22 protein-coding genes are annotated in these 23031 nt (G+C 44.0%); 15 read left to right on the top strand and 7 right to left on the bottom strand.

The window, feature by feature from the left end; translation table 11 throughout:
- The first annotated feature begins 2 nt into the window (after positions 1-2).
- From DCO56_RS04365 to nagA, 5 genes are read left to right on the top strand one after another with little or no spacing between them, the layout of a single operon-like run.
- A complete protein-coding gene (locus tag DCO56_RS04365; protein ID WP_108632488.1) occupies positions 3-2030 on the top strand; it encodes an alpha/beta hydrolase family protein in 2028 nt (675 codons plus the stop codon).
- Between the two features lie 5 nt (positions 2031-2035).
- Complete coding sequence (locus DCO56_RS04360; RefSeq protein WP_108632487.1) at positions 2036-3457, top strand: Gfo/Idh/MocA family protein; 1422 nt, start codon at positions 2036-2038, stop codon at positions 3455-3457.
- Between the two features lie 40 nt (positions 3458-3497).
- Positions 3498-4232 (top strand): glucosamine-6-phosphate deaminase, encoded by a 735-nt coding sequence (locus DCO56_RS04355; protein ID WP_108632486.1) that lies wholly within the window; start codon positions 3498-3500, stop codon positions 4230-4232.
- 10 nt (positions 4233-4242) lie between these two features.
- The gene (locus tag DCO56_RS04350) at positions 4243-5556 is read left to right on the top strand and encodes a sugar MFS transporter (RefSeq protein ID WP_108632485.1); all 1314 of its coding nucleotides are present in this window, start codon (positions 4243-4245) and stop codon (positions 5554-5556) included.
- A gap of 1 nt (position 5557) precedes the next feature.
- Positions 5558-6757 carry an N-acetylglucosamine-6-phosphate deacetylase gene (gene nagA / locus DCO56_RS04345; protein WP_108632484.1) on the top strand — a complete coding sequence of 400 codons (1200 nt, stop codon included), beginning with the start codon at positions 5558-5560 and terminating at the stop codon, positions 6755-6757.
- Between the two features lie 3 nt (positions 6758-6760).
- Here the strand turns inward: nagA and DCO56_RS04340 are convergent, their stop codons facing one another.
- Positions 6761-7780, bottom strand: coding sequence for a LacI family DNA-binding transcriptional regulator (locus DCO56_RS04340; RefSeq protein WP_108632483.1), 1020 nt, complete (start codon positions 7778-7780; stop codon positions 6761-6763).
- 234 nt (positions 7781-8014) lie between these two features.
- On the bottom strand, positions 8015-8872 hold the full coding sequence (locus DCO56_RS04335) for an AraC family transcriptional regulator (RefSeq protein ID WP_108632482.1): 858 nt from the start codon (positions 8870-8872) through the stop codon (positions 8015-8017).
- Between the two features lie 432 nt (positions 8873-9304).
- Between DCO56_RS04335 and DCO56_RS04330 the strand changes: the two genes are divergently transcribed.
- The 8 genes from DCO56_RS04330 to DCO56_RS04295 all read left to right on the top strand — a co-directional run bounded on the left by DCO56_RS04330 (position 9305) and on the right by DCO56_RS04295 (position 16464).
- Complete coding sequence (locus DCO56_RS04330; protein ID WP_108632481.1) at positions 9305-10321, top strand: zinc-binding alcohol dehydrogenase family protein; 1017 nt, start codon at positions 9305-9307, stop codon at positions 10319-10321.
- Positions 10322-10598: 277 nt separating this feature from the next.
- A complete protein-coding gene (locus tag DCO56_RS04325; RefSeq protein WP_104382831.1) occupies positions 10599-10976 on the top strand; it encodes a hypothetical protein in 378 nt (125 codons plus the stop codon).
- A gap of 271 nt (positions 10977-11247) precedes the next feature.
- Positions 11248-11742, top strand: coding sequence for a c-type cytochrome (locus DCO56_RS04320; protein WP_108632480.1), 495 nt, complete (start codon positions 11248-11250; stop codon positions 11740-11742).
- Positions 11743-11755: 13 nt separating this feature from the next.
- A complete protein-coding gene (locus DCO56_RS04315; RefSeq protein ID WP_104382829.1) occupies positions 11756-12142 on the top strand; it encodes a hypothetical protein in 387 nt (128 codons plus the stop codon).
- A gap of 41 nt (positions 12143-12183) precedes the next feature.
- Complete coding sequence (locus tag DCO56_RS04310) at positions 12184-13056, top strand: AraC family transcriptional regulator (protein ID WP_108632479.1); 873 nt, start codon at positions 12184-12186, stop codon at positions 13054-13056.
- Positions 13057-13242: 186 nt separating this feature from the next.
- Positions 13243-14709 carry a c-type cytochrome gene (locus DCO56_RS04305; protein WP_108632478.1) on the top strand — a complete coding sequence of 489 codons (1467 nt, stop codon included), beginning with the start codon at positions 13243-13245 and terminating at the stop codon, positions 14707-14709.
- An 18-nt stretch (positions 14710-14727) separates the two neighbouring features.
- Positions 14728-16074, top strand: a complete 1347-nt coding sequence (locus DCO56_RS04300) for a c-type cytochrome (protein WP_219929306.1) — start codon at positions 14728-14730, stop codon at positions 16072-16074.
- Positions 16075-16194: 120 nt separating this feature from the next.
- A complete protein-coding gene (locus DCO56_RS04295; RefSeq protein ID WP_108632477.1) occupies positions 16195-16464 on the top strand; it encodes a hypothetical protein in 270 nt (89 codons plus the stop codon).
- Positions 16465-16551: 87 nt separating this feature from the next.
- On the opposite strand, the gene DCO56_RS04290 is transcribed toward DCO56_RS04295, so the two are convergent.
- Positions 16552-17172: a hypothetical protein gene (locus tag DCO56_RS04290; protein ID WP_108632476.1), complete on the bottom strand. Its 621-nt coding sequence runs from the start codon at positions 17170-17172 to the stop codon at positions 16552-16554.
- A 294-nt stretch (positions 17173-17466) separates the two neighbouring features.
- On the opposite strand from DCO56_RS04290, the gene DCO56_RS04285 reads away from it, so the two are divergent.
- Positions 17467-18378, top strand: a complete 912-nt coding sequence (locus tag DCO56_RS04285) for a DUF6268 family outer membrane beta-barrel protein (RefSeq protein ID WP_108632475.1) — start codon at positions 17467-17469, stop codon at positions 18376-18378.
- On the opposite strand, the gene DCO56_RS04280 is transcribed toward DCO56_RS04285, so the two are convergent.
- From DCO56_RS04280 to DCO56_RS04270, 3 genes are all read right to left on the bottom strand, one after another.
- On the bottom strand, positions 18375-19103 hold the full coding sequence (locus DCO56_RS04280; RefSeq protein WP_219929305.1) for a LytR/AlgR family response regulator transcription factor: 729 nt from the start codon (positions 19101-19103) through the stop codon (positions 18375-18377). The genes DCO56_RS04285 and DCO56_RS04280 overlap by 4 nt on opposite strands.
- Positions 19104-19106: 3 nt before the next feature.
- Positions 19107-20147 carry a sensor histidine kinase gene (locus tag DCO56_RS04275; protein ID WP_108632474.1) on the bottom strand — a complete coding sequence of 347 codons (1041 nt, stop codon included), beginning with the start codon at positions 20145-20147 and terminating at the stop codon, positions 19107-19109.
- 84 nt (positions 20148-20231) lie between these two features.
- Complete coding sequence (locus DCO56_RS04270) at positions 20232-20828, bottom strand: porin family protein (RefSeq protein WP_108632473.1); 597 nt, start codon at positions 20826-20828, stop codon at positions 20232-20234.
- Positions 20829-21042: 214 nt separating this feature from the next.
- Here DCO56_RS04270 and DCO56_RS04265 point away from each other — a divergent pair, with 214 nt between their 5' ends.
- A complete protein-coding gene (locus DCO56_RS04265) occupies positions 21043-22062 on the top strand; it encodes an aldo/keto reductase (protein WP_245935772.1) in 1020 nt (339 codons plus the stop codon).
- Here DCO56_RS04265 and DCO56_RS04260 read toward each other — a convergent pair.
- On the bottom strand, positions 22059-22949 hold the full coding sequence (locus tag DCO56_RS04260; RefSeq protein WP_108632471.1) for a helix-turn-helix domain-containing protein: 891 nt from the start codon (positions 22947-22949) through the stop codon (positions 22059-22061). The two genes, DCO56_RS04265 and DCO56_RS04260, sit on opposite strands and share 4 nt — an antisense overlap.
- Positions 22950-23031: the final 82 nt, after the last annotated feature.

The raw sequence follows: 23031 nt of genomic DNA, 5'->3' as shown, positions 1-23031 counted from the left end.
CAATGATAGACTTCAAAATAGGGCTGATATCTTTAGGTATATTTATGGGATTAAATTCGAACATACAAGCACAACAACATCCAGTATTACCTAATGTACTGGCAATGCCGGCACAAATAGATCCGTTAAAGGCTGGGATGGACGACCGGGTGGAACAGCTTATGGCGGCACTGAATTATGACGCTGCAGCAGATCCGCAGGAAATTATCCAGACAGTAAGAAATAACCTGAGGCTGGACGGATTCGAAGTGCCGCCATTGGATATGCAGCTTATTTCTTCGATCGAGCAGGAGAGCTATACCATTCATACCTTGGTCTTCCAGAGTTTACCTGGAGTATATGTCCCGGCAAGCTTATATGTACCCAAAGGCAAAGGCCCCTTCCCGGCAATACTGAACAGCCATGGGCATTGGCCTCCGGGAAGGCGCAGTGAAATTGTCCAGCGCACGGCGCACATGCTGGCATCCAGCGGCTATGTATGTTTATGCATTGATGCCATGGGCTCGGGCGAGCGTGGCCGCGGGCATCAGCATGAATATCATGGGGCCAACCTAGGGTCGGCGCTGCTCGATCTGGGCACGCCCCTGATGGGAATGCAGCTGCTCGAAAATAGCCGTGCGATTGACCTGCTCTGCGATCTGCCTGAGGTGGATCCCGAAAGAATAGGAGCTACCGGAGCCAGCGGTGGTGGCAATCAGACCATGTGGCTGGCAGCTATGGACCCTCGGGTCAAAGCAGCTGTCCCCGTCGTTAGCGTCGGCACCTTCCGCGCCTATATCATGAACAGCAACTGTGTCTGTGAACTCCATCCGAATGGGTTGCTGCATTTTGAAGAAGGGCAACTTTTGCAGGCAATGGCACCCAAAGCAATCAAAATTATTACGGCACTCCGCGATGGTAATGCGGCCTTCAATGCACAACAGATGCTCAAATCTTTTCGCATTGCGAAGCGCGCTTATGTGGAGCAGGGTATAGCCGAACTACTCGACTATGAACTCTTTGATGAGCCACACAGCTATACCGAAGAAATGAACAGAAGTATGATCAGCTGGTTTGACAGGGTGTTTACCGTGCGGCGCCGGGGAGATCATCACCGGATTTCCGATTTCCATCCTTTGGATACCAATGCGCTGGCTGTATTGAAACAAGGGCGCAAGAAAGCTGGTATCCTCAGTATCCCAGCATTTGTCAGCCGAGAATTCAGCCGTGTTGAATCGCAGATAGCCACCTCGCCGCTGGACGGAGATGCATATAAAAAACAACTGCAAAAAATGATCCTGATGGATACTGCTGACCACTTACTCCATGTGCAGTCGCTGGAGCCGCAGCAGGGCTGGAATCGGGTTGTGCTGGAGAATACCGCCGGGCAATTGATTCCGTTGTTGATTAGCCCGCCCCATGCAGCGGCGAATGCCATGCATGTCTACTTTCCCTCAAAAGGTAAACAAGAGGCGCCATTGTCGGAGATTGACGCCCTACGGAGTAAAGGTGAGGGGGTTGTGCTGGTAGATCTATACGGGCTCGGAGAGCGCGCCTCCATGAATGCTGATCAGATCGATGGTGCCCTGCCACGCTTTCATACGTTATCTCGCTCCCTGCTCTGGACGGGCAGCAACATGATGGGGATCTGGGCAGCTGAAATCGGGCTTATCAACGACTATCTGCAACAAGAATATAGCAGCTACAAACGGCTGCTTGTTGCTGACCGTGAGACCGCCATCGCTGCATTGATCAGCAATGTGCTGGTTGACACCGGGCAGCCCTTGTTGCTGCGGCAGTTGCCTGTCAGTTACCTGCCGGACGAGAGCGGTGTACTGGACAGCTACAATATGGCGATTCATATGCAGGGTATACTCCGCTGGGGTGATATCCCGATGCTACTGGCCCTCAACAAACAACAAGCCAGCCTCGAGGAGCTCTATCATCTGAACGGTAAATTGTGTGATCAGTCCGAAAAACAGCAGTTACAGGACAAAGTACTGGGCTATAAAAAGCAATTGAATAACGAAGGAGTACTCCTTATCAACTAAATACTATGGGAACAAATCGAAGATCATTTTTAAAACTGTCAGGACTGGCCGGAATTGGATTGATGACTGGCTGTACACAGGAAAATAAGGCTCCGACAACGGCCAAACTGGATCATATCAGGTTGGAGGCCACAAAAAAATACAGTTCTACTTTTAATATGTCAGGCTATGCAGCTCCAAAAATACCCACGGTAAGGGTCGGCTTTATTGGCGTAGGCAATAGGGGCTCAGCCGCGGTAGAGCGCCTGAGCCAGATCGAAGGTGTAGCAATCAACGGTATATGTGATGTACGGCCCGAGAAAGCTGCTGAAGCCAAAGGCAGGATCAAAACTGCCGGCCATCCTGCCCAACTTTTTACTGAAAATGCGGAACACTGGAAAAAAATGTGTGAACAGGCAGAGTATGATCTGATCTATATTGCCACACACTGGCAACTGCACGCTGAGATGGCCATTTATGCGATGGAACAGGGAAAACATGTGGCCCTGGAGATCCCTGCAGCGACGAGCGTAGCGGACTGCTGGCGACTGGTACAGACTTCGGAGAAAACTAAAAAGCACTGCGTTATGCTCGAAAACTGCTGTTACGATTACTTTGAACTCCTGACCTTAAACCTGGCCCGGAATGGATTTTTTGGCGAAATCGTTCACTGTGAGGGCGCTTATATCCATGATATCCTGGAAAGTTTTTTCGATGCCGAAAAGCGCTTTGATTTCTGGCGGCTTAAGGAGAATGCAGCGCGCAACGGCAATCTATATCCCACACATGGTCTGGGACCAGTATGTCAGCTGCTGAAAGTAAACCGCGGAAATAAGATGGAATATATGAGTTCCATGTCTTCCAAAGATTTTATGCTCCAGCAGAAAGCGAAGGAAATGGCAGCGAAAGATAAACAGTTTGAGGGCTATGCGGAAAAGCCGCTCCGCGGAAATATGAATATATCCAATATCCTGACCCATAGCGGCAGTACAATCATGTTGCAGCACGATGTGAGTTCGCCCAGACCCTATTCGCGGCTTCATCTGATCAGTGGCACCAAAGCTTTTGCACAGAAATATCCGCTGCCGGGTAAGATCGCCATCGGCCATGCTGACTTTCTGCCTGCCGAAGAGATGGCCAAGCTGGAGCAGCAATATACGCCGGGGATAGTCAAAAGGATCGGGGAACTAGCCAAGCAGATCGGGGGCCATGGCGGTATGGATTTTATGATGGACTGGCGCCTGATCGATTGCCTGCGCAATGGCCTGCCGATGGATATGGATGTCTATGATGCGGCCAGCTGGAGCGTCATTGGTCCCTTGAGCGAATGGTCTGTCGCCAATGGCTCCCAACCGATTGAAGTGCCGGATTTTACCTGTGGCAACTGGAAAAATAATAAAGTACATGATATAGACCTGGTAACGGAGACGGTCGCCGCCACATCATAAATGAAAATTGAACAAGAATAAAGCTATAAAATCAAGAAACGTGAACATTAGAACATTTAAAACCCGGGAAGAACTCGGACAACATGCAGGAACTGCAGGAATTGAAGCTATCAATGCCGCCATTGCGGAAAAAGGCGAAGCCAACATTATCCTGGCGACGGGACAGAGCCAGTTTGAAACCCTTGAAACCTTGGTATCCAGTGATTCCATTGACTGGAGCAAGGTACGCATGTTTCACCTGGACGAATATATCGGTATGCCGATCAGTCATAAGGCCAGTTTCCGAAAATACCTGACCGAGCGCTTTGTGAATCAGGTAGGACCGTTAAAAGAAGTGGTATTGATCAATGGTGAGGAGGATCCGGCCGCGGAATGCATACGTCTGCATAACAAGATCAAAGCGCATCCGATCGATGTCGCCTTTGTGGGAATTGGGGAGAACGGCCATCTGGCTTTCAACGATCCACCCGCCGATTTTGACGTCAAAGAGGCCTATTTGCTGGTCAACCTGGATGAACAGTGCCGACGTCAGCAACTGGGGGAAGGTTGGTTTGGTTCACTGGCGGAAGTGCCCCTGCAAGCCATCAGTATGTCTATCCAGCAGATTCTATCGGCCCGGAAAATTATCTGTGCCGTACCGGACGGGCGCAAGGCTCAGGCGGTGAAAAACTGCCTGACAAAACCGGTTTCCAACTTGTATCCGGCCAGTATATTGCAGCAGCACCCCGACTGCACCTGCTACCTGGACGCTGAATCGGCATCACTTTTAGACTAATTGGGATCTTATGACAGCACTAGCACCCGATCGGAAAACCACCTGGATATCCATAGGCATCATCGGTACGATGTTTTTTATCTTTGGATTCGTATCCTGGATCAATGCCATCCTTATTCCGTATTTTAAAATAGCCTGTGAACTCAGTAATTTCCAGTCATACCTCGTTGCTTTTGCATTTTATATTTCCTATCTGCTGATGTCAATGCCGTCTTCTTACCTGCTTAAAAAAATAGGTTACAAAAATGGAATTATGATAGGCTTCTGGATTATGGCCCTGGGGGCATTTTTATTTGTTCCCGCGGCTTATAACCGGGCTTATCCGATCTTTTTGCTGGGGCTATTCACCTTGGGGAGTGGACTGGCGCTACTACAGACGGTGGCCAATCTTTATATTACGCTGATCGGCGAAAAGGAGCGGGCGGCACAACGCATCAGTATCATGGGGATCTGCAATAAGGGCGCCGGAATACTGGCTCCTTTACTCTTTTCCTATGTCATTTTGAGACCACAGGACAATGAACTCTTTAAGCAGTTGCCCCATATGGCGGATGCCGTACGTGCATTGGCATTGGATGAATTGATATTACGTGTTGTCGGCCCTTATACCGTGGTCGGTATCATCTTGTTTCTAATTGGGGTGCTGGTCAAATTTTCTATCCTCCCTGAACTCGACCAACAGCAGGGGGCAGCGGAAAATAGCTATGGTGGCAACAGAAGTATTTCTCAATATCCGCACCTGATCCTGGGCGCTGTGGCCATATTTCTGCATGTCGGCACACAGGTTATTGCGATTGATACGATTATAAACTATGCGGGCGCGATGGGCTTATCACTGCTGGAAGCTAAGGCGCTGCCCTCGTATACACTGACGGCAACGATACTGGGGTATTTGTCCGGAATTATACTGATTCCTAAGGTATTTAGCCAGCGAACAATGTTGCGTTTCTGCACGGTTTTTGGGCTGATTTTGTCTATCTTGGTGGTGACGACACATGGACATGTTGTTCTCTTTCAGATGGATCTGGATATCTCCATTTGGTTTATCGTGCTGATCGGGTTTCCGAATGCACTGATCTGGGCAGGTATCTGGCCATTGGCGCTGGAAGGGCTTGGTCCGCTGGCCAAGCAGGGGTCGGCCCTGTTGATCATGGGGCTCTGCGGTAATGCACTCCTACCTTTGCTCTATGGGATACTGGCGGATGCCATTGATCCTAAAACAGCTTATTGGATACTGACGCCCTGTTTTTTATACTTGGTATTTTATGCCTTTAAAGGGCACCGGATTCAGCGATGGACCGGAAAAACGAAGACAACAACTTAATATGCGGATTATTACGAATGCCAATATCATCATGCCTGACCGCATGATTGCAAACGGAACACTATGGATTGCCGATGGTAAAATTGTAGCCATCAAGGAAGGGTATGTAGCCAGGGAGGCCGTCGATGCAGCCTGGTCGGCTGCCGAATGGATGGATGGGCAAGGGTTTTATCTGGCACCGGGATTTATTGATATTCATGTGCATGGTGGTGGCGGAGCGGATTTTATGGACAATACCGTGGCGGCATTTCTGACGGTTGCCGAAACGCATCTGTGCCATGGTACCACCGCTATGCTGCCCACGACCCTGACCAGTGAACCCGAAGAACTACTGGAACTTTTTTCGGTTTATGAATTGGCGCGGGAACGAAACACAGTGGGGAGCCGTTTTCTGGGTCTACATCTGGAAGGTCCGTATTTTGCGATGAACCAACGGGGGGCACAGGATCCGAAATACATCCGAAATCCTGACCCGAAGGAATATATTCCCATCCTCGAGCGTTATCATCCTATCATCAGCCGTTGGAGTGCTGCACCGGAATTACCGGGGGCACTGGACTTTGGACGTGCGGTACGCAGTTACGGCATCCTGCTGGCTTTGGCACATACTGATGCGGTATATGAGGAGATCCTGCCTGCAGTGGAGGTGGGCTACCGCCTGGCCACGCACTTTTACTCGGGAATGTCCGGTATGACGCGGCGCAATGCCTACCGCTATGCCGGAGCCATTGAAAGTTGTTTTCTTCTCGACCAGGTCGATGTGGAGATTATTGCCGATGGGGTGCATTTGCCCGAACCTTTCCTGCGGCTGATCCATAAAGTGAAGGGCACGGACAAAATGATATTGATTACCGATGCAATGCGTGCCGCAGGCATGCCCGAAGGGAAAAGTGTGCTTGGAAGCCTGCGTAGGGGGACTGAAGTGATTGTAGAGGAAGGTGTCGCCAAATTGCCTGATCGCTCTTCCTTTGCGGGCAGTGTGGCTACGGCAGACCGCCTGCTCCGGACTATGATTAATCAGGGGGGCGTGAGCCTGCCAGAGGCAGTACAAATGATGACAGTCAATCCGGCGCGCTTGCTTGGACTAGATCATCAGATCGGATCGATAGCAGTAGGCATGGATGCGGATCTCGTGCTTTTTGATGATCATATTAATATCCAGCACAGCCTGATTGCAGGTGAACTGCGGTATAGCAAATAAAGACTAGCCACGCGGCCGATTGGTCGAATCCCGTTGGATCAGCTTTCCGGGTAATATGATGTCCTGAACTTCAAAATCCCGATTTTTGATATGGCGGATCAGCAACGCACAGCTTTTTCTACCGATCTCCATGGCAGGTTCTTCGATGGTGCTTAAATTGGGCTCGACTACAACAGCGATGGGATCATTTGTGAATCCGATGACGCCGATGTCGCGGCCTACCCGTAGCCCATGCTGTTTGATGGTCAGGATAGCACCTACGGCTTTGCGGTCATTGGCAGCGAAGATGGCGTCAGGAGGATCGGGGAGAGCAAGCAGTTGCTGTGTATCTGTGGCACCCTGTCCCTGAGAGAAGCCGGAGAACACAATAAGCTGCTTATCTACGGAGATGTCATGTTGCTCCAATGCCTGAAGGTAGCCGTTTAGGCGCTGTTGGGTAAACTGCAGGTTTTCGGGACCGGCGATGTGGGCAATGCGACGGTAGCCCTGCTGGATCAGGTATTCGGTGGCCTGCATGGCACCGGCAAAATCATCCTGAACAACTTTTGAAGCGCGGATGTCGCGGGGTACCCGATCAAAGAATACGATGGGCATTCCTCTGGCCATGAGCTGCTCGAAATGCGCATTGGTCGATGAGTCTGAAGAGATCGAAATCAGAAGCCCATCCAGACTGCTTGTTGAAAGGTTTTCCAAAAGCGTTTTCTCGCGTGCCACATTATCATTGGTCACATATAATATGACATTATAGTCACGTTCATAGGCTTCCTCCTGGATACCTGAAATCACCATGGAAAAATAATAATTGGTGATAAAGGGGATGATCACGCCAATATTTTTTGTTGAACCGGAAGCAAGGGCCGAGGCATTTTTGTTGGGTTTGAAATTCAGTTTCTTGGCAAGTGCCAGCACCTTTTCCCGGGTTTCGGGGTTGACATCATGTGTATCCCGAAAAGCCCGTGAAACTGTTGATACCGAAATCTGGAGCATCCGGGCGATATCCTTGATGCCTAAAGGGTTCTTCATATATTAGATAGGTTTAACCAATTTGGGATACAAAATACTAAAAACTATCTAAAATAAGTAGGGTTTCTCTTGCTATAAATGACAACTTTATTGTTTAGTTTATTTGACGGGTTTAATGCAGGGGGATTAGAAGACAGGGACGTCGGTCTGGAAGCTTGAATTATAGTCGATATGGAGCTACCGGGCTATGTCAGTAGAAGAAGCTCATGATCTGAATCTAGCGAAATCCCTTTGTTATATGAATAATCTACTTTTATAGTCGGATGGCGTAGTGCCTTTGATGGATTTAAAAAATTTGTTGAAGTTGGGTAAAGAATTGAATCCACAGGCATAAGCAATATGGGTGATCTGGTTTTCGTCTTGGCCCAACAGTCTGCAGGCTTCCTGTATCCGGACTTCATTTACGAACTGTGAAAAGGTTTTTTTTGTACGCGCTTTAAAAAAACGACAGAATGCGGGTTTTGTCAAGTTAGCTAACCTGGCCGCTTCTTCTAACGAAATGTTCTTTTCGAAGTTTTTAAAAACATAATTGTAAACATTATCAATGGCCTCACCATAATTCTTTGAAGGACTAATAAGATAGGGCTCACTGTTTAGCAAAGTATACTCATCCGTATCAAGAAGAATTGCTAGGGACTCAAATAAACAGGCCGTTTTTTGAATGTCGGACGCACCGAGCATTTTTCGGAGCAACTTTTTTAGTTTACTTTTTGTGGTCCCATAAAATAACATCCCTTGCTTAGATCTGGCTAAGAATGCATTGAGAACTGTAATGTCGAATAACGACGAACACATTGAGCTGATTGCATCGGGGTGAAAAAATAAAGATAGGGATTCGGGGGCTGGGCTGTCTATACCTACGTTTTTTTCATGGTACCAAACGTGAGGAAGGCCCGGTCCAATAAATATTAGCTCATCAGCTTCAAAATCATCGAATTGATTTCCTATGTATCTGCTGCCATTTCCTTCAATAATGTGGGTCAATTGGCATTCATTATGAAAATGATATGCTCCGGAAAATTGATTCTCTTTTCGGATTTCAAAAATACGGTGTTTATAATTTTCAAGCGCTTTAGCATAAACTGGCCTCATGGATTCTAAGATATTTTAATGGAGCGTCTGGCGATGTAGACTCCAAACTTATGAACTGATTAATGATTTGACACCTTAATCAAAAGACGGGATATAAATCCAGTAGACCATGTAATAAATGCTTAAAATCATGTAAAAAATTATTCTTCACGATAAAACTGAGTCGCTATTGAGGAAGTTGAGTCGACTTTTAAGCTGATACAGTTTTATTGAGATATTGTCGATTTTGTGAAAGTTTTGGTCGATAAAGTGGTTTTTATTCAAAGAGATTACTTCTAATTTTGTTAGTTAGATAAAACGAACCAATAGAAAAAGAAGGTATTTTATGTACTTTTTGGTTGCCACGCCTGTGTCGTCGCAAAGTGGGGAGAAACCTAAAAAGCCATGAATCAATAATATCTGATTTAAAAAACAAAAATATCCATCAAGGGAATGAAAGCGATAAAAATTATAAAAGAAGGTCTTGTACAAACCGTGGAATTGCCACGACCTGATTTGCGGGTGGGACATGTGTTGCTCAAAATAGATTATGTAGGGTTTTGTGGATCTGACCTCAACACCTTTCGGGGACTGAATCCGCTTGTCAGATTGCCCATTATTCCCGGCCACGAAATTGCGGGGACGGTGGTCGAAATAGGAGCGGATGTATCACCTGAAATTCAAATGGGTATGCGGGTCACCGTAAATCCATATTCCAATTGCGGACGTTGTGCCGCATGTAAAAATAATAAACCCAATGCCTGTCAATTCAATGAAACTATGGGTGTACAACGTCATGGTGCTATGGCGGATTATATAGCGGTACCCTATGAAAAGGTAATCCCGGGAGACGGCCTGTCTGCAAAGGAGCTGGCGCTTGTCGAACCGATGAGTGTGGGCTTTCATGCCGTAGATAGGGCATCGGTAACCGATAATGATGTCGTATTGGTCTTGGGATGTGGCATGATCGGTATAGGGGCAATAATTAGGGCCGTCAGACGTGGAGCTTCGGTTATCGCTGCAGACGTAAGCGAAAGTAAGCTTGCTCTGGCCAAACGTCTTGGCGCAAAATTCAGCATCAATACAGCGACGGAGGATTTAAAGCAGCGACTGGATGAGCTGACCAACTTCATGGGCGCCGATGTCGTCATTGAGGCGGTCGGTAGACAGGAAACCTATCTGGCGGCAATTGATGCGGTGACGTTTACTGGAAGAGTGGTCTTCATTGGTTATGCAAAGGAGCTTATTCCTTTTGATACACAGTTTTTTGTGAAAAAGGAACTGGATATCATGGGATCAAGGAACGCATTGCCAAAAGACTTTGAAGCGGTGATGGATTATTTAAAATCAGGCACCTGCCCAGTGGAACAACTGATTACCGCTGTCTGCACTCCTGACGGAGCACATGCTGCTCTTAGCGCCTGGGTGAAAGATCCCGGAAGTGTGTTCCGGATATTGGTCGAATTCTGATCAATGACCCTACGGCCCGTATATTTAGATTAAAAAATACTAAAAAAGCACGTTTCGTAAAAATTGAATCTACAGTGATTGCCGGAAATGGCCGCTCATTGGCCATAGCTGAGCTGGATTTCTTGAAACCTTAGGCAGTAAAACGATCAGGTATAGTAACATACCTGATCGTCGCTTGTGAATACATGGACAGCCCTAAATCAATCCTTTAGGGCGAATGCTAAAATAATTCTAGCTCAAATGGCAACAATTATTATATTTGCTACATTGCCAACTCATGAAAGCGAAACAATTCATATGGATCTTACTGCCTTTGATGCTCCTACAAAGCTTCTCAACAGTATGGATATGGACCGTTTTTCAGATCAATAGGGATTATATTGCCAAGTATGAATGTGTCAACCGCTTTAACGAACAAGCCCTTTCCTGTAGAGGGCAATGCATACTGATGAAAAAGATGCGTGAGCACGAAGAAAAGGAGCAAAAAAATCTTGAAACACGCATTATCGATGTTGTCTTTATCAACAATCCCCTGAATTTTATCTTCGAAACTTCGGTTTATGACGAAGCTGCCGCAACACGCACTTTTCCGGAAGTAAACGAAGAATATGCTTACAGCCCCATCTTTTCTATTTTTCACCCACCGCTCGTTTAATGTCTTTTTAAAGAACTTACGGGATAAATCGATTGCCTTTTTATACTAATGAGGCAATCCCTGTGTCTTTTTCCCTTTAGGGATGACTTTTGCATAGTTTTCCGTGCCATTTATTACTCCCCAGTGTATGTTTCGGGGGCCGATTGGGACACCAGTTGTCTAGGTCAGATCAGCAAGCTTGATGAGAATATCGAATTGTCTGATTAACGGGCAGCAATATGGGTTGGAAAACTGATTTACTGTTTTAAACAAAAATAAAAAAGAGAGCGAAATGAAAGCTAGAATGAATATTGTCCTTACTTGTCTTGTGTTTATTGTCCTCATCGCCTGTGGAGGCAATGGCGGCAGAAAAACGGACTCAACAGGTCCTGCTGCAGCACCAGCAGAGACTAAATCAACTAATGAAATGTTGGATTATAAAACGGAAGGATCCAAAGGGGTAGGCGCTATTACATCTTTTACACACAAACCCTTCGATGCGCAGCTTGCAAACAAAGGGGTGGAACTATTCGTCTCAAAATGTGCAATGTGCCATGGTTTTGACCGGACACTGGTAGGTCCATCGCTTGACGGAGTGATCAAGCGCCGTACACCGGAATGGATCATGAATATGATGCTCGATCCCGCGACCATGCTTGACAAAGATCCGGATGCTAAGGCACTGAGTAAGGAGTTTGCGTCTCCAATGATAAGTCTGGGCTTGCAGCAGGAAGAAGCGCGGGCAATTTTGGAATACCTCCGTGAGCGGAATAGTGTGACAAAGTGATAGATTGAAACGAATGAAATCCTACAAATTGAAAGCACTATTCAGTGTACTGATGGCCTGGGCAATTTGCCTGCAGGCAACAAATCTGTTGTGGGTATTTATTGGCTTTGAATGCAATCGTGATTATATCGAACAAAACCTATGTATCAATCGCTATGGTCCTGCCGCGACCTGTAAAGGTTTCTGCTACATTAGCGAAAAAACACTCGAACAGAAGGATGTCAGCGATGTGCTCGTCAAGGTGAAAAGTGCCGAGATACTGCTATTCGCACGACTTGACGATGCCGTAAGCTCGGAGTGTCCGTTTAGCTTTATTTTAAAAATATGTTATCCGCAATCCAGAGGTCATCAATTGTCTCAAGGTATTTTTATGCGGATTTTTAAACCCCCTATCGTATAACCATTCCCCTTGAATTTTTTATTAATGAAAAGACTAAGACAATGGTAATACGAAAAGAAAAACTAGATTTTTTAAGACTAGAAGATATTGATTCGGCTTCCAACGGGATTGTTATTATGCCCATAGCCGAGTATTTACAAGTCAAGGGAAACCAGAACACATTGCATGCACGCTCGTTCTACAGCTTGCTGTTGATAAAGAGCGGCAACCTGATGATGGTAGCAGATAAAAGAATGTATGCCATGGGCAGACATGATATCGTCAGCATAAGTTGCAATTGCGTCTGTAGTTTCCAGCATCATGTACCTGTTGAAGGATGTATTATTCTATTTACAGAAGCATTTTTTATGCAGCGGTACAATACGGAAGTGATACATTATTTTAACTTTTTAAAATGTAACCAGATGCATGGCTTTGTATTGACAAGTGATGAAATTGAACGTTGTATTCATTTGATGGAATTGATGCAGGTGGAATATGATATAGCAAAATTGGGTTCAAGAGAAGTGCTACGCAATTATCTGAATATTTTACTTCAGATGCTGGGTCGGCAAATCACTAAAAATTTCGGCTTTGTGCAGATGGATGAAAAGGAGGAAAGAATAGTTGCATTTGAGACCTTGGTTGATGAAAATTATAAGCATAAACGATTTCCGTCTTTCTATGCTGAACGGCTGAATATTTCAGTGAATTATCTGAACCGAATTTGTCGTGAAAAGAGAGCTATTAGCTGTGGTGCACTGATCAGGGATAGGATCGTATTGGAGGCGGAGCGCCTATTGTACCATACCTTCAAAACGGTAAAGGAAATTGCCTTTGAACTGGGGTTTGAAAATGTGCCTTATTTCATCACATTTTTTAAAGCTAAGAAGGGGCGCAGCCCAGAGGAGTTTAGAAAAAACCAGGAGACATAAACGACAGTCAAAGCGTCTTTTTCATCTGATGAAAAAGACGCTTTGACTGTCTAATGGGCGAGAGTTACGAAAATGGAAGTATGTTGACCCTTTATCGAATGAGATCGGATAGAAATAGAAGGTATCGGAACTGTTATTTCTGCTTTTTGAAAGGATATAGCTGGATCTTTGAAAAAAAGAATAGCGATGGATTTTCCAATGTTTCATTTAGATTGGTTGAATGACCGATTTTTAATCGCTGCGGTGGCGATTATACATGTAATGATCAATCATGGCCTTGCGGTAGGTTTTATCCCTTACATTACTTGGCTTGAGTTTAAAGGGGTACAGCGTGCTGGCAGGGACCAGATCGCAGATTGGGAGTGGGATAGGCTTATCCATAATAAAATGAAAGTCGGTTTTATCATTACGACGACCATTGGCGCTATGACCGGTGTGGGGATATGGTTTACGGTTGCACTCGTCAGCCCTAGCTCGATAGGAAGTTTAATTCGGGTATTTTATTGGGCTTGGTTTACCGAATGGATCGTTTTCGTCACCGAAGTAGTTCTGATTTCTATTTACTACCTGAGCTGGGAAAGCGCCAATAAATCGCTCCGCTCCAAGTTGAAACATATCCGATTTGGCGCATTTTTGAGTATTGCTTCCTGGATTACCATGGTTATTATCGTTTCCATACTGAGTTTTATGATGGATCCGGGAAATTGGAATACGCATAAGAGTCTTGTCAACGGTTTTACGAATCCAATTTATATTCCACAGCTATTTTTTAGAACTCCGGTCGCCATGCTGATGGGCGGTGTATTCGGTATGTTGCTGACGACATTATTTACAAAAAAAAGATCAACGCTCCGCATTCAGGTGGTCAGACTGGGCGGCAAATGGATCTTGAGCTGGACACCGATTGCACTTGCAGGAGCACTCTATTACTGGAATGCAATGCCTGAGGCCATGAAAGCTAATATGAGCACAGCAGTGGGATCGATGGACTTTGCTGAATATTATGATATACTCAAGTATTTTATTGTGGGAGCCACGATACTTTCTGTTCTGCTTGCGATCTGGGCAATTTGGAAACCTCAAAAAGTAAACGTCATGTTGGTGACCGTCCCCTGTTTATTGATCTTTGGTTTTCTGGGGATTTTCGAACGGGTACGCGAGTTTGTCCGAAAACCTTATGTCATCGGTGGGTATATGTATTCGAATTTGTTGCGGGAAGAAGACTATGCGCTGTATAAAAAGGAAGGAATTTTAAAACATGCCACCTATACTTCAGTCCAGGAAATAACGCCGGAAAACAAAATCGAGGCTGGTAAAAATGTTTTCATGCTTACCTGTAGCCGTTGTCACACCAGTAATGGCATCAATTCCATCGTTGATGTTTTTGAAAAAATGTATGGACGGGGCAAGCCGCTGGATGAGGAATCCATGTCGGCCTATATCCCCAATATGCACCAGGGACGTACGTTTATGCCCCCATTTCCCGGAAATAAAAAAGAACTTGAAGCAATTGTTGCTTACATCAAACAATTGCAAGGGACTAGAGAATCCCTGCAGGGTGCGCAGGTCGAAGGTATTAAGGTCAATCCGTTACAGAATATGGAGCAAGCAGTAAAAGCGTACGGAGATTCAGTATTAGTTTCAAAAAAATAAAAAAAAGAACTTTTAAAAATGCAAGTGAATTTACTACAGGTGTCTACTACACCCGTTCCCAGGGATCTACCTTTGGACCTTCCTTTACCCGAATGGCTATTGGTCACTTTATTGATCGGCTCATTTTTGCTTCATATCATATTCGTCAAATTAATGGTTGGAGGGAGCATCATTACTCTTTGGGCAGAAATTAAAGGATTGAAAAATCGTGACTACGATTTGTTTGCTTATGAAATAGCCAAGACGGTGACGGTCAATAAGAGTATGGCAGTCGTACTTGGGGTTGCCCCTTTACTGAGTATCAATACACTTTATACCATCTATTTTTATTCGGCCAATGCGCTAACGGGGCTGGCCTGGTTTATGATTATCCCGTTGGTAACCGCTGCTTTTTTGCTGACCTATTTACACAAATATACTTGGAGAGCAATGGCCAGCTACAAGTATTTGCACATCAGTATCATTGCATTGGCTGTGATGATTTTTTTAATTGTTCCAACGATATTCTTGACAAATGTTAACCTGATGCTGTTTCCCGAACGGTGGGGATATATTAAAGGTTTTTTAAGTGCATTGACACTGCCTAATGTGCTGCCGCGGTATCTGGAGTTTATTGGTGCTTGTCTGACGGTCACAGGTATATTTATCGTTTGGTATAACGGTAGAAAGTCATACCAGGTACATCTGTTGTATGAGACATTCAGCCGGGACAGATTGAAAAGACTGGGCTATTATATCACCACAGTTGGACTTGGTTTACAGGAAATCTTTGGCCTCATTGTTATGATCAGTTTACCTGCAAAGGGGATAAATTTTGAAGTCATTGAGTTGATGGTAGTCGGTGGGATAATGCTCCTTGTAGCGATGTGGTTTTCTTGGAAAGCACTGTCTGCGGATAACGAACTCAAACGGGATAAACAATTTTGGAAGGTCTTGATCAGTATCCTGTTTTTTATTCTGGTTTATGGAGGAAGTCGTCAACTTTACCGCGAACAAGCGTTGCATCAGCATCGCGAGCTGATGGCAGCAAAAACTAAGGCGTTTGAACAGATGAGTAAAAAGGCCCGGGAAAGTCCGGTCAGCGATGCTGAAAACTTGGATATTGATCCCGCGTTGGGGAGTCTAGCGAAAGGTTCGGCGTTATTTAAACAAAATTGTTCCAGCTGCCATAAGGAAAAACAGCGCTTGGTAGGTCCTCCGATTCAGGAAATGATGACGATCTATCGCGACAATGAAAAAGGATTGAAAGACTGGATCAAAGCGCCGGGTAAGAAAAGAGTAGATTACCCGCAAATGCCTGGCTTTCCACAATTGTCGGAGGTAGAACTGACCGAAATAACGAAGTATGTGTTGTCGATAAAATAAAAAGGCGATGAATTTGAATAAACTAAACCGTGATAAGGATCTGCTGCTGGATATGATACTGATAAGCGTGGCGTTAGGACAGGTCATTTATATGATTTTGGAAATAGTAAAATAAACAGCATGAGAAAATTTAAAGTTTCAAGAGGCTATCTGTCTTTTTTGTATCTCTTAGAGGCCACTTTATTGATAGCCTCGGCCTGGACATGGTATCAACACAAAGTGCCTCTTGTATGGCTGACGGTGTTGACAGCAATATTTTCAGCATTGATTGTGGTTTTTCAAGGCATACATATTTCTAGTCTGTACTTATTTATGCTAAAGGACAATACGCTGTGGCATAGTGATGATCGTCTAGAAAAAAACTATCAGTTTATTAAAGGACTCTATTAAGATCTTTTACATAACCTCAAGATTCGGCAGCAGGCCAGAATTTAGCTCATTCGCCTGTTGCTCGAATCGTTTTTGAAAGTTGTTGCGCTATTCCGCCAGTTCGATTTTTGAGACCAGGTATGTCTTTCCGAAATTTTTCTGATCATGACTGACGGTCGCCCGGATGGATTTCCATTTAGATACTGGTCGATTTCCGGTATTGACATTTTGTTTTATAGCTTGCCAGATTTCTTCTAATTTTTCGCCGACGATTTCATCGCTATAGCTGAGATGGATGGTGGTTCCTATATTGATGAAATACTTATTTCCTTCCTTTTGAAGTATAACTACATCGGGGCTGGGGATTATTCCCCGTATCAGTGATATTTCAAAAGTCTCGTTATCCGTATATTTTTCCTTGCTAATAATTTTAATAAACTGAAGCACGTCTGAAGGGCCTCCGTCCATTAGTTCGGGACCTTTATAAGGAACCATCTTTGCTTTAACTTTATAATTATACCCCGGTTCTCGATCCTCAAAGCCAGACAATGGTAGCTCTGGGGATTCACTTTGTGGTAAAAGTAATGGTTGGTCATGGATAGAGCCATAACGGTGGCTGACTAAAAGTTCGACCTCTTGCCCTTCTTTCAAGTTAAACCGGCCGTATCCTTTCTCTTTTGAGCATGCGGAAAAAATAAATACTGTCAATAATAATAAAATGTGCTTCATGGCTTAATAAAATGGTTTATAAAATTATTTCATTAACATTTATAACGATAAGGCAAATCTTTATGCTACATATATTTACTTGCATTAATTTTTTATTTTGATGTCACCCTTTTTACATACACCGTTTGATGAGATATAAAGTGGGGCCTCAAGCTCTTTGTTTTCTAAATACCAAAGAATAGTGCTGTTGTTTTGTCGAGATCGCAATAGCGATGCATTTGGTCAACGGTGAGCAGCACTACGTCAAAATATTTCCTGCTTCTGAGCAGCAAAACCTTCCTTTGCTGAAAAAACATGAAGAAACAAATTTTATGTGCTATCTTGTTCAGTAGCTTAGCGACAATGACGGCACATGCCCAAAATGCGGTATCTGGACAGGTTGTTGTTGATTACGTACCGCTATCAAACTATATCCGACCGGAAGATAGTGTAAAGACTGGTTCAAAAAGTGATTTCAAAAGGATACGGTTTAATCTTGAGATCCCCTTGTCGACCAAGGTGGATTCAATGGGCAACATCAAACGTTGGTCATGGAAAGTGGGGGCTGCCTATGCGAAAATGGAAAATCGTAACTATGAGCAATCGCTCTTTCCGACAGAAATGCTGAATGCTGAGATAGGACTGCAATATTTGACCTCGCTAAAGAAAAATTGGTCTCTACTGACCTTTGCTTCTGTTGGTGTTTATTCTGATCTGGTCAAAGTAGATGGTAAAGATGTGCTGGGGCAGGGAGGGGCACTTTTTATCAAACGGTTTAAACCCAATTTAGCTTTTGGTTTTGGGCCGATATTGAGCAATAGCTTCGGCGTACCGATGATCCTACCTGGATTGTATTTTGACTGGAAAACAAATGGAAAAGTAAAATTCAATGTGAATTTTCCCCAAGGTCTTTCCGCTGCTTATCAAGTTAACAAGTTTATGGATTTAAGAGCGGTGGTCAATCTAGACGGGATGACGGCCGAACGCGAAAAGGACGGAAAGTCCACACTCGGAGGATTTATGCTTTTGACAGCTGGTCTTCAGCCCCAGTTTAACCTCGGCAAACACCTCAAGTTACAACTAACGGGGGGAAGCACACTCGCACGGATGTATGTCGAAAACGATAGATCCATAAAGAGTATTTTCAAAGACAAGAAACAGGCTGATCCCCGTTTCTCGCCAACGTTCTATGCCTCTGCTGGATTTAAATGGAATATGCCCTATTAACGGCTGAGGAGCTTCTTAAAAACGACGTTTTGGAGAAGCTCCTCCCTTTTTGTACGCGAAATGGGCAATTCTTGCTCAGCAATGTATACCCGCCCACCAGAGATGATATCAATATGGTTGACATTGACAAGGTAAGATTTATGAATACGAAAGAAATGATTAGCGGGCAAAGCCTCTTCCAGTGCCAACATGGTCTGATGGATCGTAAGTGTCCGCTCTTTAAAATGTAATTTGGTATAATTTTGCATACTTTCGGCATAAAGAATGTCGGTCCATGAGATTTTGACAAAGGCGTCGCCTTGTCGGACAAAGAGCATGGTGTCGTTGGGACTGGGATCCTGTAACGTTTTGCTACGTTGCACAAATTGTTGATAGGCTTTGGTTGCCGCCTGAAAAAAACGCTGAAAAACAATTGGTTTTAGGAGATAATCTATGGCCTGTAAGCGGAAACCTTCCAAAGCATACTCCGAATATGCTGTAATAAAAATGCATAGGGGTGGATTCTCGAGAGACTCCAAAAAATCAATCCCATTGAGGTACGGCATATTAATATCCAAAAATATGAGGTCGATATCACCCTGTTGTAACCTGGACGCCGCCGCAAGGGCCGAGGGAAAAGTATCCACAAGCTCCAAAAAATCAACTTGCTCGGTCATTTCGGCAATATGCTGCCGTAACAATGGCTCATCGTCTACGATGATACATCTCATCTTTGTTTGTTCCATTTTTTAGCAATTAAGATCAATTGTCAATTCGACACAAAAGCTGTTATCATGCTTTTTGATCGTCAGGGAATAGTTTTTTTCGTATTGCAGTTCCAATCTCTTTTTGACATTTTCCAATCCAATTCCGGAATGTCTGGTCGAAGCCTGTTGTGGATAGGCCTGATAGCTGTTGCTGATTTGAAATCGGAAATGGCCATTTTTTTCAGTACAGTTGAGGCTGATTTTGCCTTTTTGATTTGGAAGCCGGTCCACATGTTTGAAGGCATTTTCGACAAAACAAATCAACATCAGCGGTACGATATGGAGATCTTCTGTTGACTGTGACCAATTACATTTGACTTCCAGTTCATCTCCCCAACGCATCTGTTCAATGCTGATGAAATTCTGTAAATATTGCAGTTCACGGCTTAACAGCACGAAAGACTGGTTGCATTCATAGAGCTGGTAGCGTAGGATGTCAGAAAATTTTAATAGTAAATAATCGGCCATATCTACATTTTTTTTCATCAGGATATGAATATGATTCAATACGTTGAACATAAAATGGGGATTGACCTGATCTTGCAACAATTTGAGCTGGCTTTCCAGAAAGTTCTGCTGCAACTGGCTATGGTCCTGCTGAATATTGGCATGTTCCTGATAGAATCGGATGCCACAGGCTGTGCCATTGATCAGCAAAGAGGATGGAATAGATTTATAGCATTGAACAAGTAATAGTGAGGCCCGTTCATCTTCCGGTAGTACTTGGCTATGCATAATAAAATAGACATCCACCACACTGATCAGTAGCGCTAAAATAAGGACGAAAAAGATAGCTTTGAAAACAAAAGGCTTCATTTTTTGTGTCTTAATAGCTTTAGGCAAAATATTGTCACTCAGGAATTGTGAGATACTGATGGAACAGATCATGATTAATGAACTATGGATCAGTGCGCTGGCTGTATCCATATCCTGCTTCACCTGTATCCACAGGGCAAACCAGAGGACAAGCCAGAAGAGTGTGAGAAACAGGTGCCGATGGAGGTAGTTTTTTTTGAGAAACATGGGACAAAAATAGTCAAATATATAACAAAAACCTTTGAAGGCGAATACAATTGCCTCCAAAGGTTCTCATGTTTAAAGGTTACGTTAGAATAAGAAATAACCTACCCCAATGGAAAATGCTTGTGGCTTGGATTTAAATGAATTGCTAAGGTCAGAAAATCCGCGTTCGTAACGAAAATCGATGCTGAACTTTTGGATATCGACCCCAAGGCCGCCTGTAAATTGGATATTGGACTTATCGAAATGTTTGACACCTTCTTTAATAGCTTTAAGCGGAGATAGGTTATCATTCAAGGTGTAATTGTATACCGCACCCGCAAATACTCGTAAGTTCATATCCTGTTGTTGAATGAATTTATAGCCGACCATCACGGGAATATCGATCGCATTCCATTTGAGTTTGGTTTCGGTCTGTCCTTGTGGTTTAAGAGCGGCTTTCCGTTTGCTGAAGAGGGCCTCCCCTTGAATATAGGCACTACCGAAGTTGACACGTGCCATACCACCTAGATGAAGGCCCAAGGCGTATTTGTCGTCCAGATCCGCCAGTTCCGTATTGAGTTTGTTCAGGCTACTTCCACCTTTGATACCAATCTGAATGCGGGGTTGTTCCTGTGCGAATACCATTTTGCTTAACATCATTGCGAAGAGTACAACGCATGATAAAATTGTTTTTCTGTTCATTTTTATTGTTTTGATATGCGCAAAAAAACAAATGTTCGGACCAGTATGGAAAAATCTTTGACGAATGGTGTCTTAGTGTTGACGAAAGCAAAAATGACGATGACGTCATCGGAGGCTGTATTTTCATGATGTCGATATGTGCATACTTTAAGTCGATATAGCATAAAATATATTGTACTATTCTCCGTAAAATTGTCTCTTAAAAAGAGAATTAATGATGTCTAAAGCGATCGGGAAAACGACTTTTGCATGGCTTCCAAAAGTTATTTATGGTACAAGTAGTTTAGGCAATTTGTATAAAGAAATGTCTTTTGCAGACAAATTAGCAATTATCCGAGCTTGTGTTCAGCATGCCGAAGGCATGGCTGTTTTCGATACGGCAGGTAAATATGGCGCGGGCCTATCGTTGGAATCCATAGGTGCAGGACTCAAGCAATTGAATGTTGATCCGTCAACGGTGTTGATCAGCAACAAACTCGGCTGGTATCGTATTCCTTTGGAAACGGAAGAACCTACCTTTGAGCCCGGGGTATGGAAAGGGCTTCGTTATGATGCTGAACAGCGCATTAGTTACGCTGGGATCTTATCGTGTTTTTATCAGGGAAATCAATTGTTGGGAGATTATCCAGCACAATTAGTCTCGGTACATGATCCTGATGAATATCTGGCGAAGGCGTCGGATCAAGCCGATGAGGACCAGCGCTATCAGGATATTTTGGAAGCTTACCGTGCGCTGAATGAATTGAAAGATCAAGGCAAGGTACTCGCTGTTGGAGTCGGGTCCAAAAGTTGGAAAGTTATTCAGCGCATTGTTCAGGATGTTGAATTGGATTGGGTGATGATCGCCAATAGTTTAACATTACACGATCATCCGGCAGAATTATTGGAGTTTATTGCCAAATTAGCGGCCGCAAATATTGCTGTGATCAATTCGGCGGTATTTAATGGCGGATTTTTAGTCGGTAGTGATTACTACAATTATCAGTTGGTGAATAGGGAAAGTGTGGAAGGTGAAACATTATATAAATGGAGAGAGCAATTTTGGGAAATTTGTGAAAAATTTGCGGTTAAACCCGCTGAAGCTTGTTTTGCTTATGGTTTCGGAATTGATGGTGTCAAAGCAGTCGCATTGAACACGAGTAGAGCGGAAAAAGTGAAAGACAATGTGGCGATGGTGAATCGGGTGATTCCAATGGAATTTTGGGATGAATTGGCCGTTTCCGGCATAATTTAATCAGGGGTAGATGGCTCATTTGTTAATGTTGCCACGCTGCGTTTGTAACTTGTCGGTGTCTCTCCGGTCACTTTTTTGAATAGTCTATTGAAGTAAGATATATTTTCAAACCCCAACCTAAAGCTCAGTTCCTGAATGCTGCTATCATCAACCAGCATCATTAACTGGGCTTTTTCTATTTTTTTTCGGTTCATATAGCTCACAGGGGTGTCATTCATGTGTTTTTTAAAAAGCCGGATAAGATGATCTTTGGAAAGAAAGATCAGATCGGCAAGTTGGTCAATGGAAATGGACTGGTGGATATGCTCGTCGATATAGTTCAATACTCGATTGAGGCGCTTTTCGACCTGAGGTATTTTATCGCTTGCGGCGGCTAAGAACCGGCTCATCAGTAACTGTATAATTGCGTGGCTTTCGGCTTCACGAGCAAATGGGGATGCTACCTGTAAGGCAATGCTTCTCATTAATTCGGTTGAGTTTTCATAACGCTGAGGGTCATAAATAGACAAAGCACTTCCAGGATTGATCTGATGAAGACGGATGATGAGCTCCTGCAACAGTTGATCGGCCTTGATAACCTTAGGGAAAATATAATGGTCAAAAATACTTGAGGTAATATTAGGGTTTTCATAAATATGAATATAGTATAACGAGAATTTACCAATGCATTCATAGCTATGATGGACATGGGCCGGTGTCAGGTATAGATGCCCGGGGAGCATTTTAATCACTTCGTTCTGTAGAATAATCTGTGCCTCTCCTTCGCAGACATAGTGTATCCTGGCAAAAGGACTTTTGATATTTTTAAAATTCCAGTCTGCATCGTGCACAGCATATCCGATGTTTAACAATGTAAAATCTAGTCTATTCTTTTCCCTGTTTATCATAATGAGCTAGGTGAGTTATTCCGTACAATAATAAATAATTAGTTCAGAAATTGCTGCAAGATATTGCAAGTAAATGTCGATA

This window comes from Sphingobacterium athyrii (assembly GCF_003071065.1).
In the GTDB taxonomy this organism is placed as follows: Bacteria; Bacteroidota; Bacteroidia; order Sphingobacteriales; family Sphingobacteriaceae; genus Sphingobacterium; species Sphingobacterium athyrii.
This window is presented reverse-complemented; position numbering and strand designations above follow the sequence as displayed.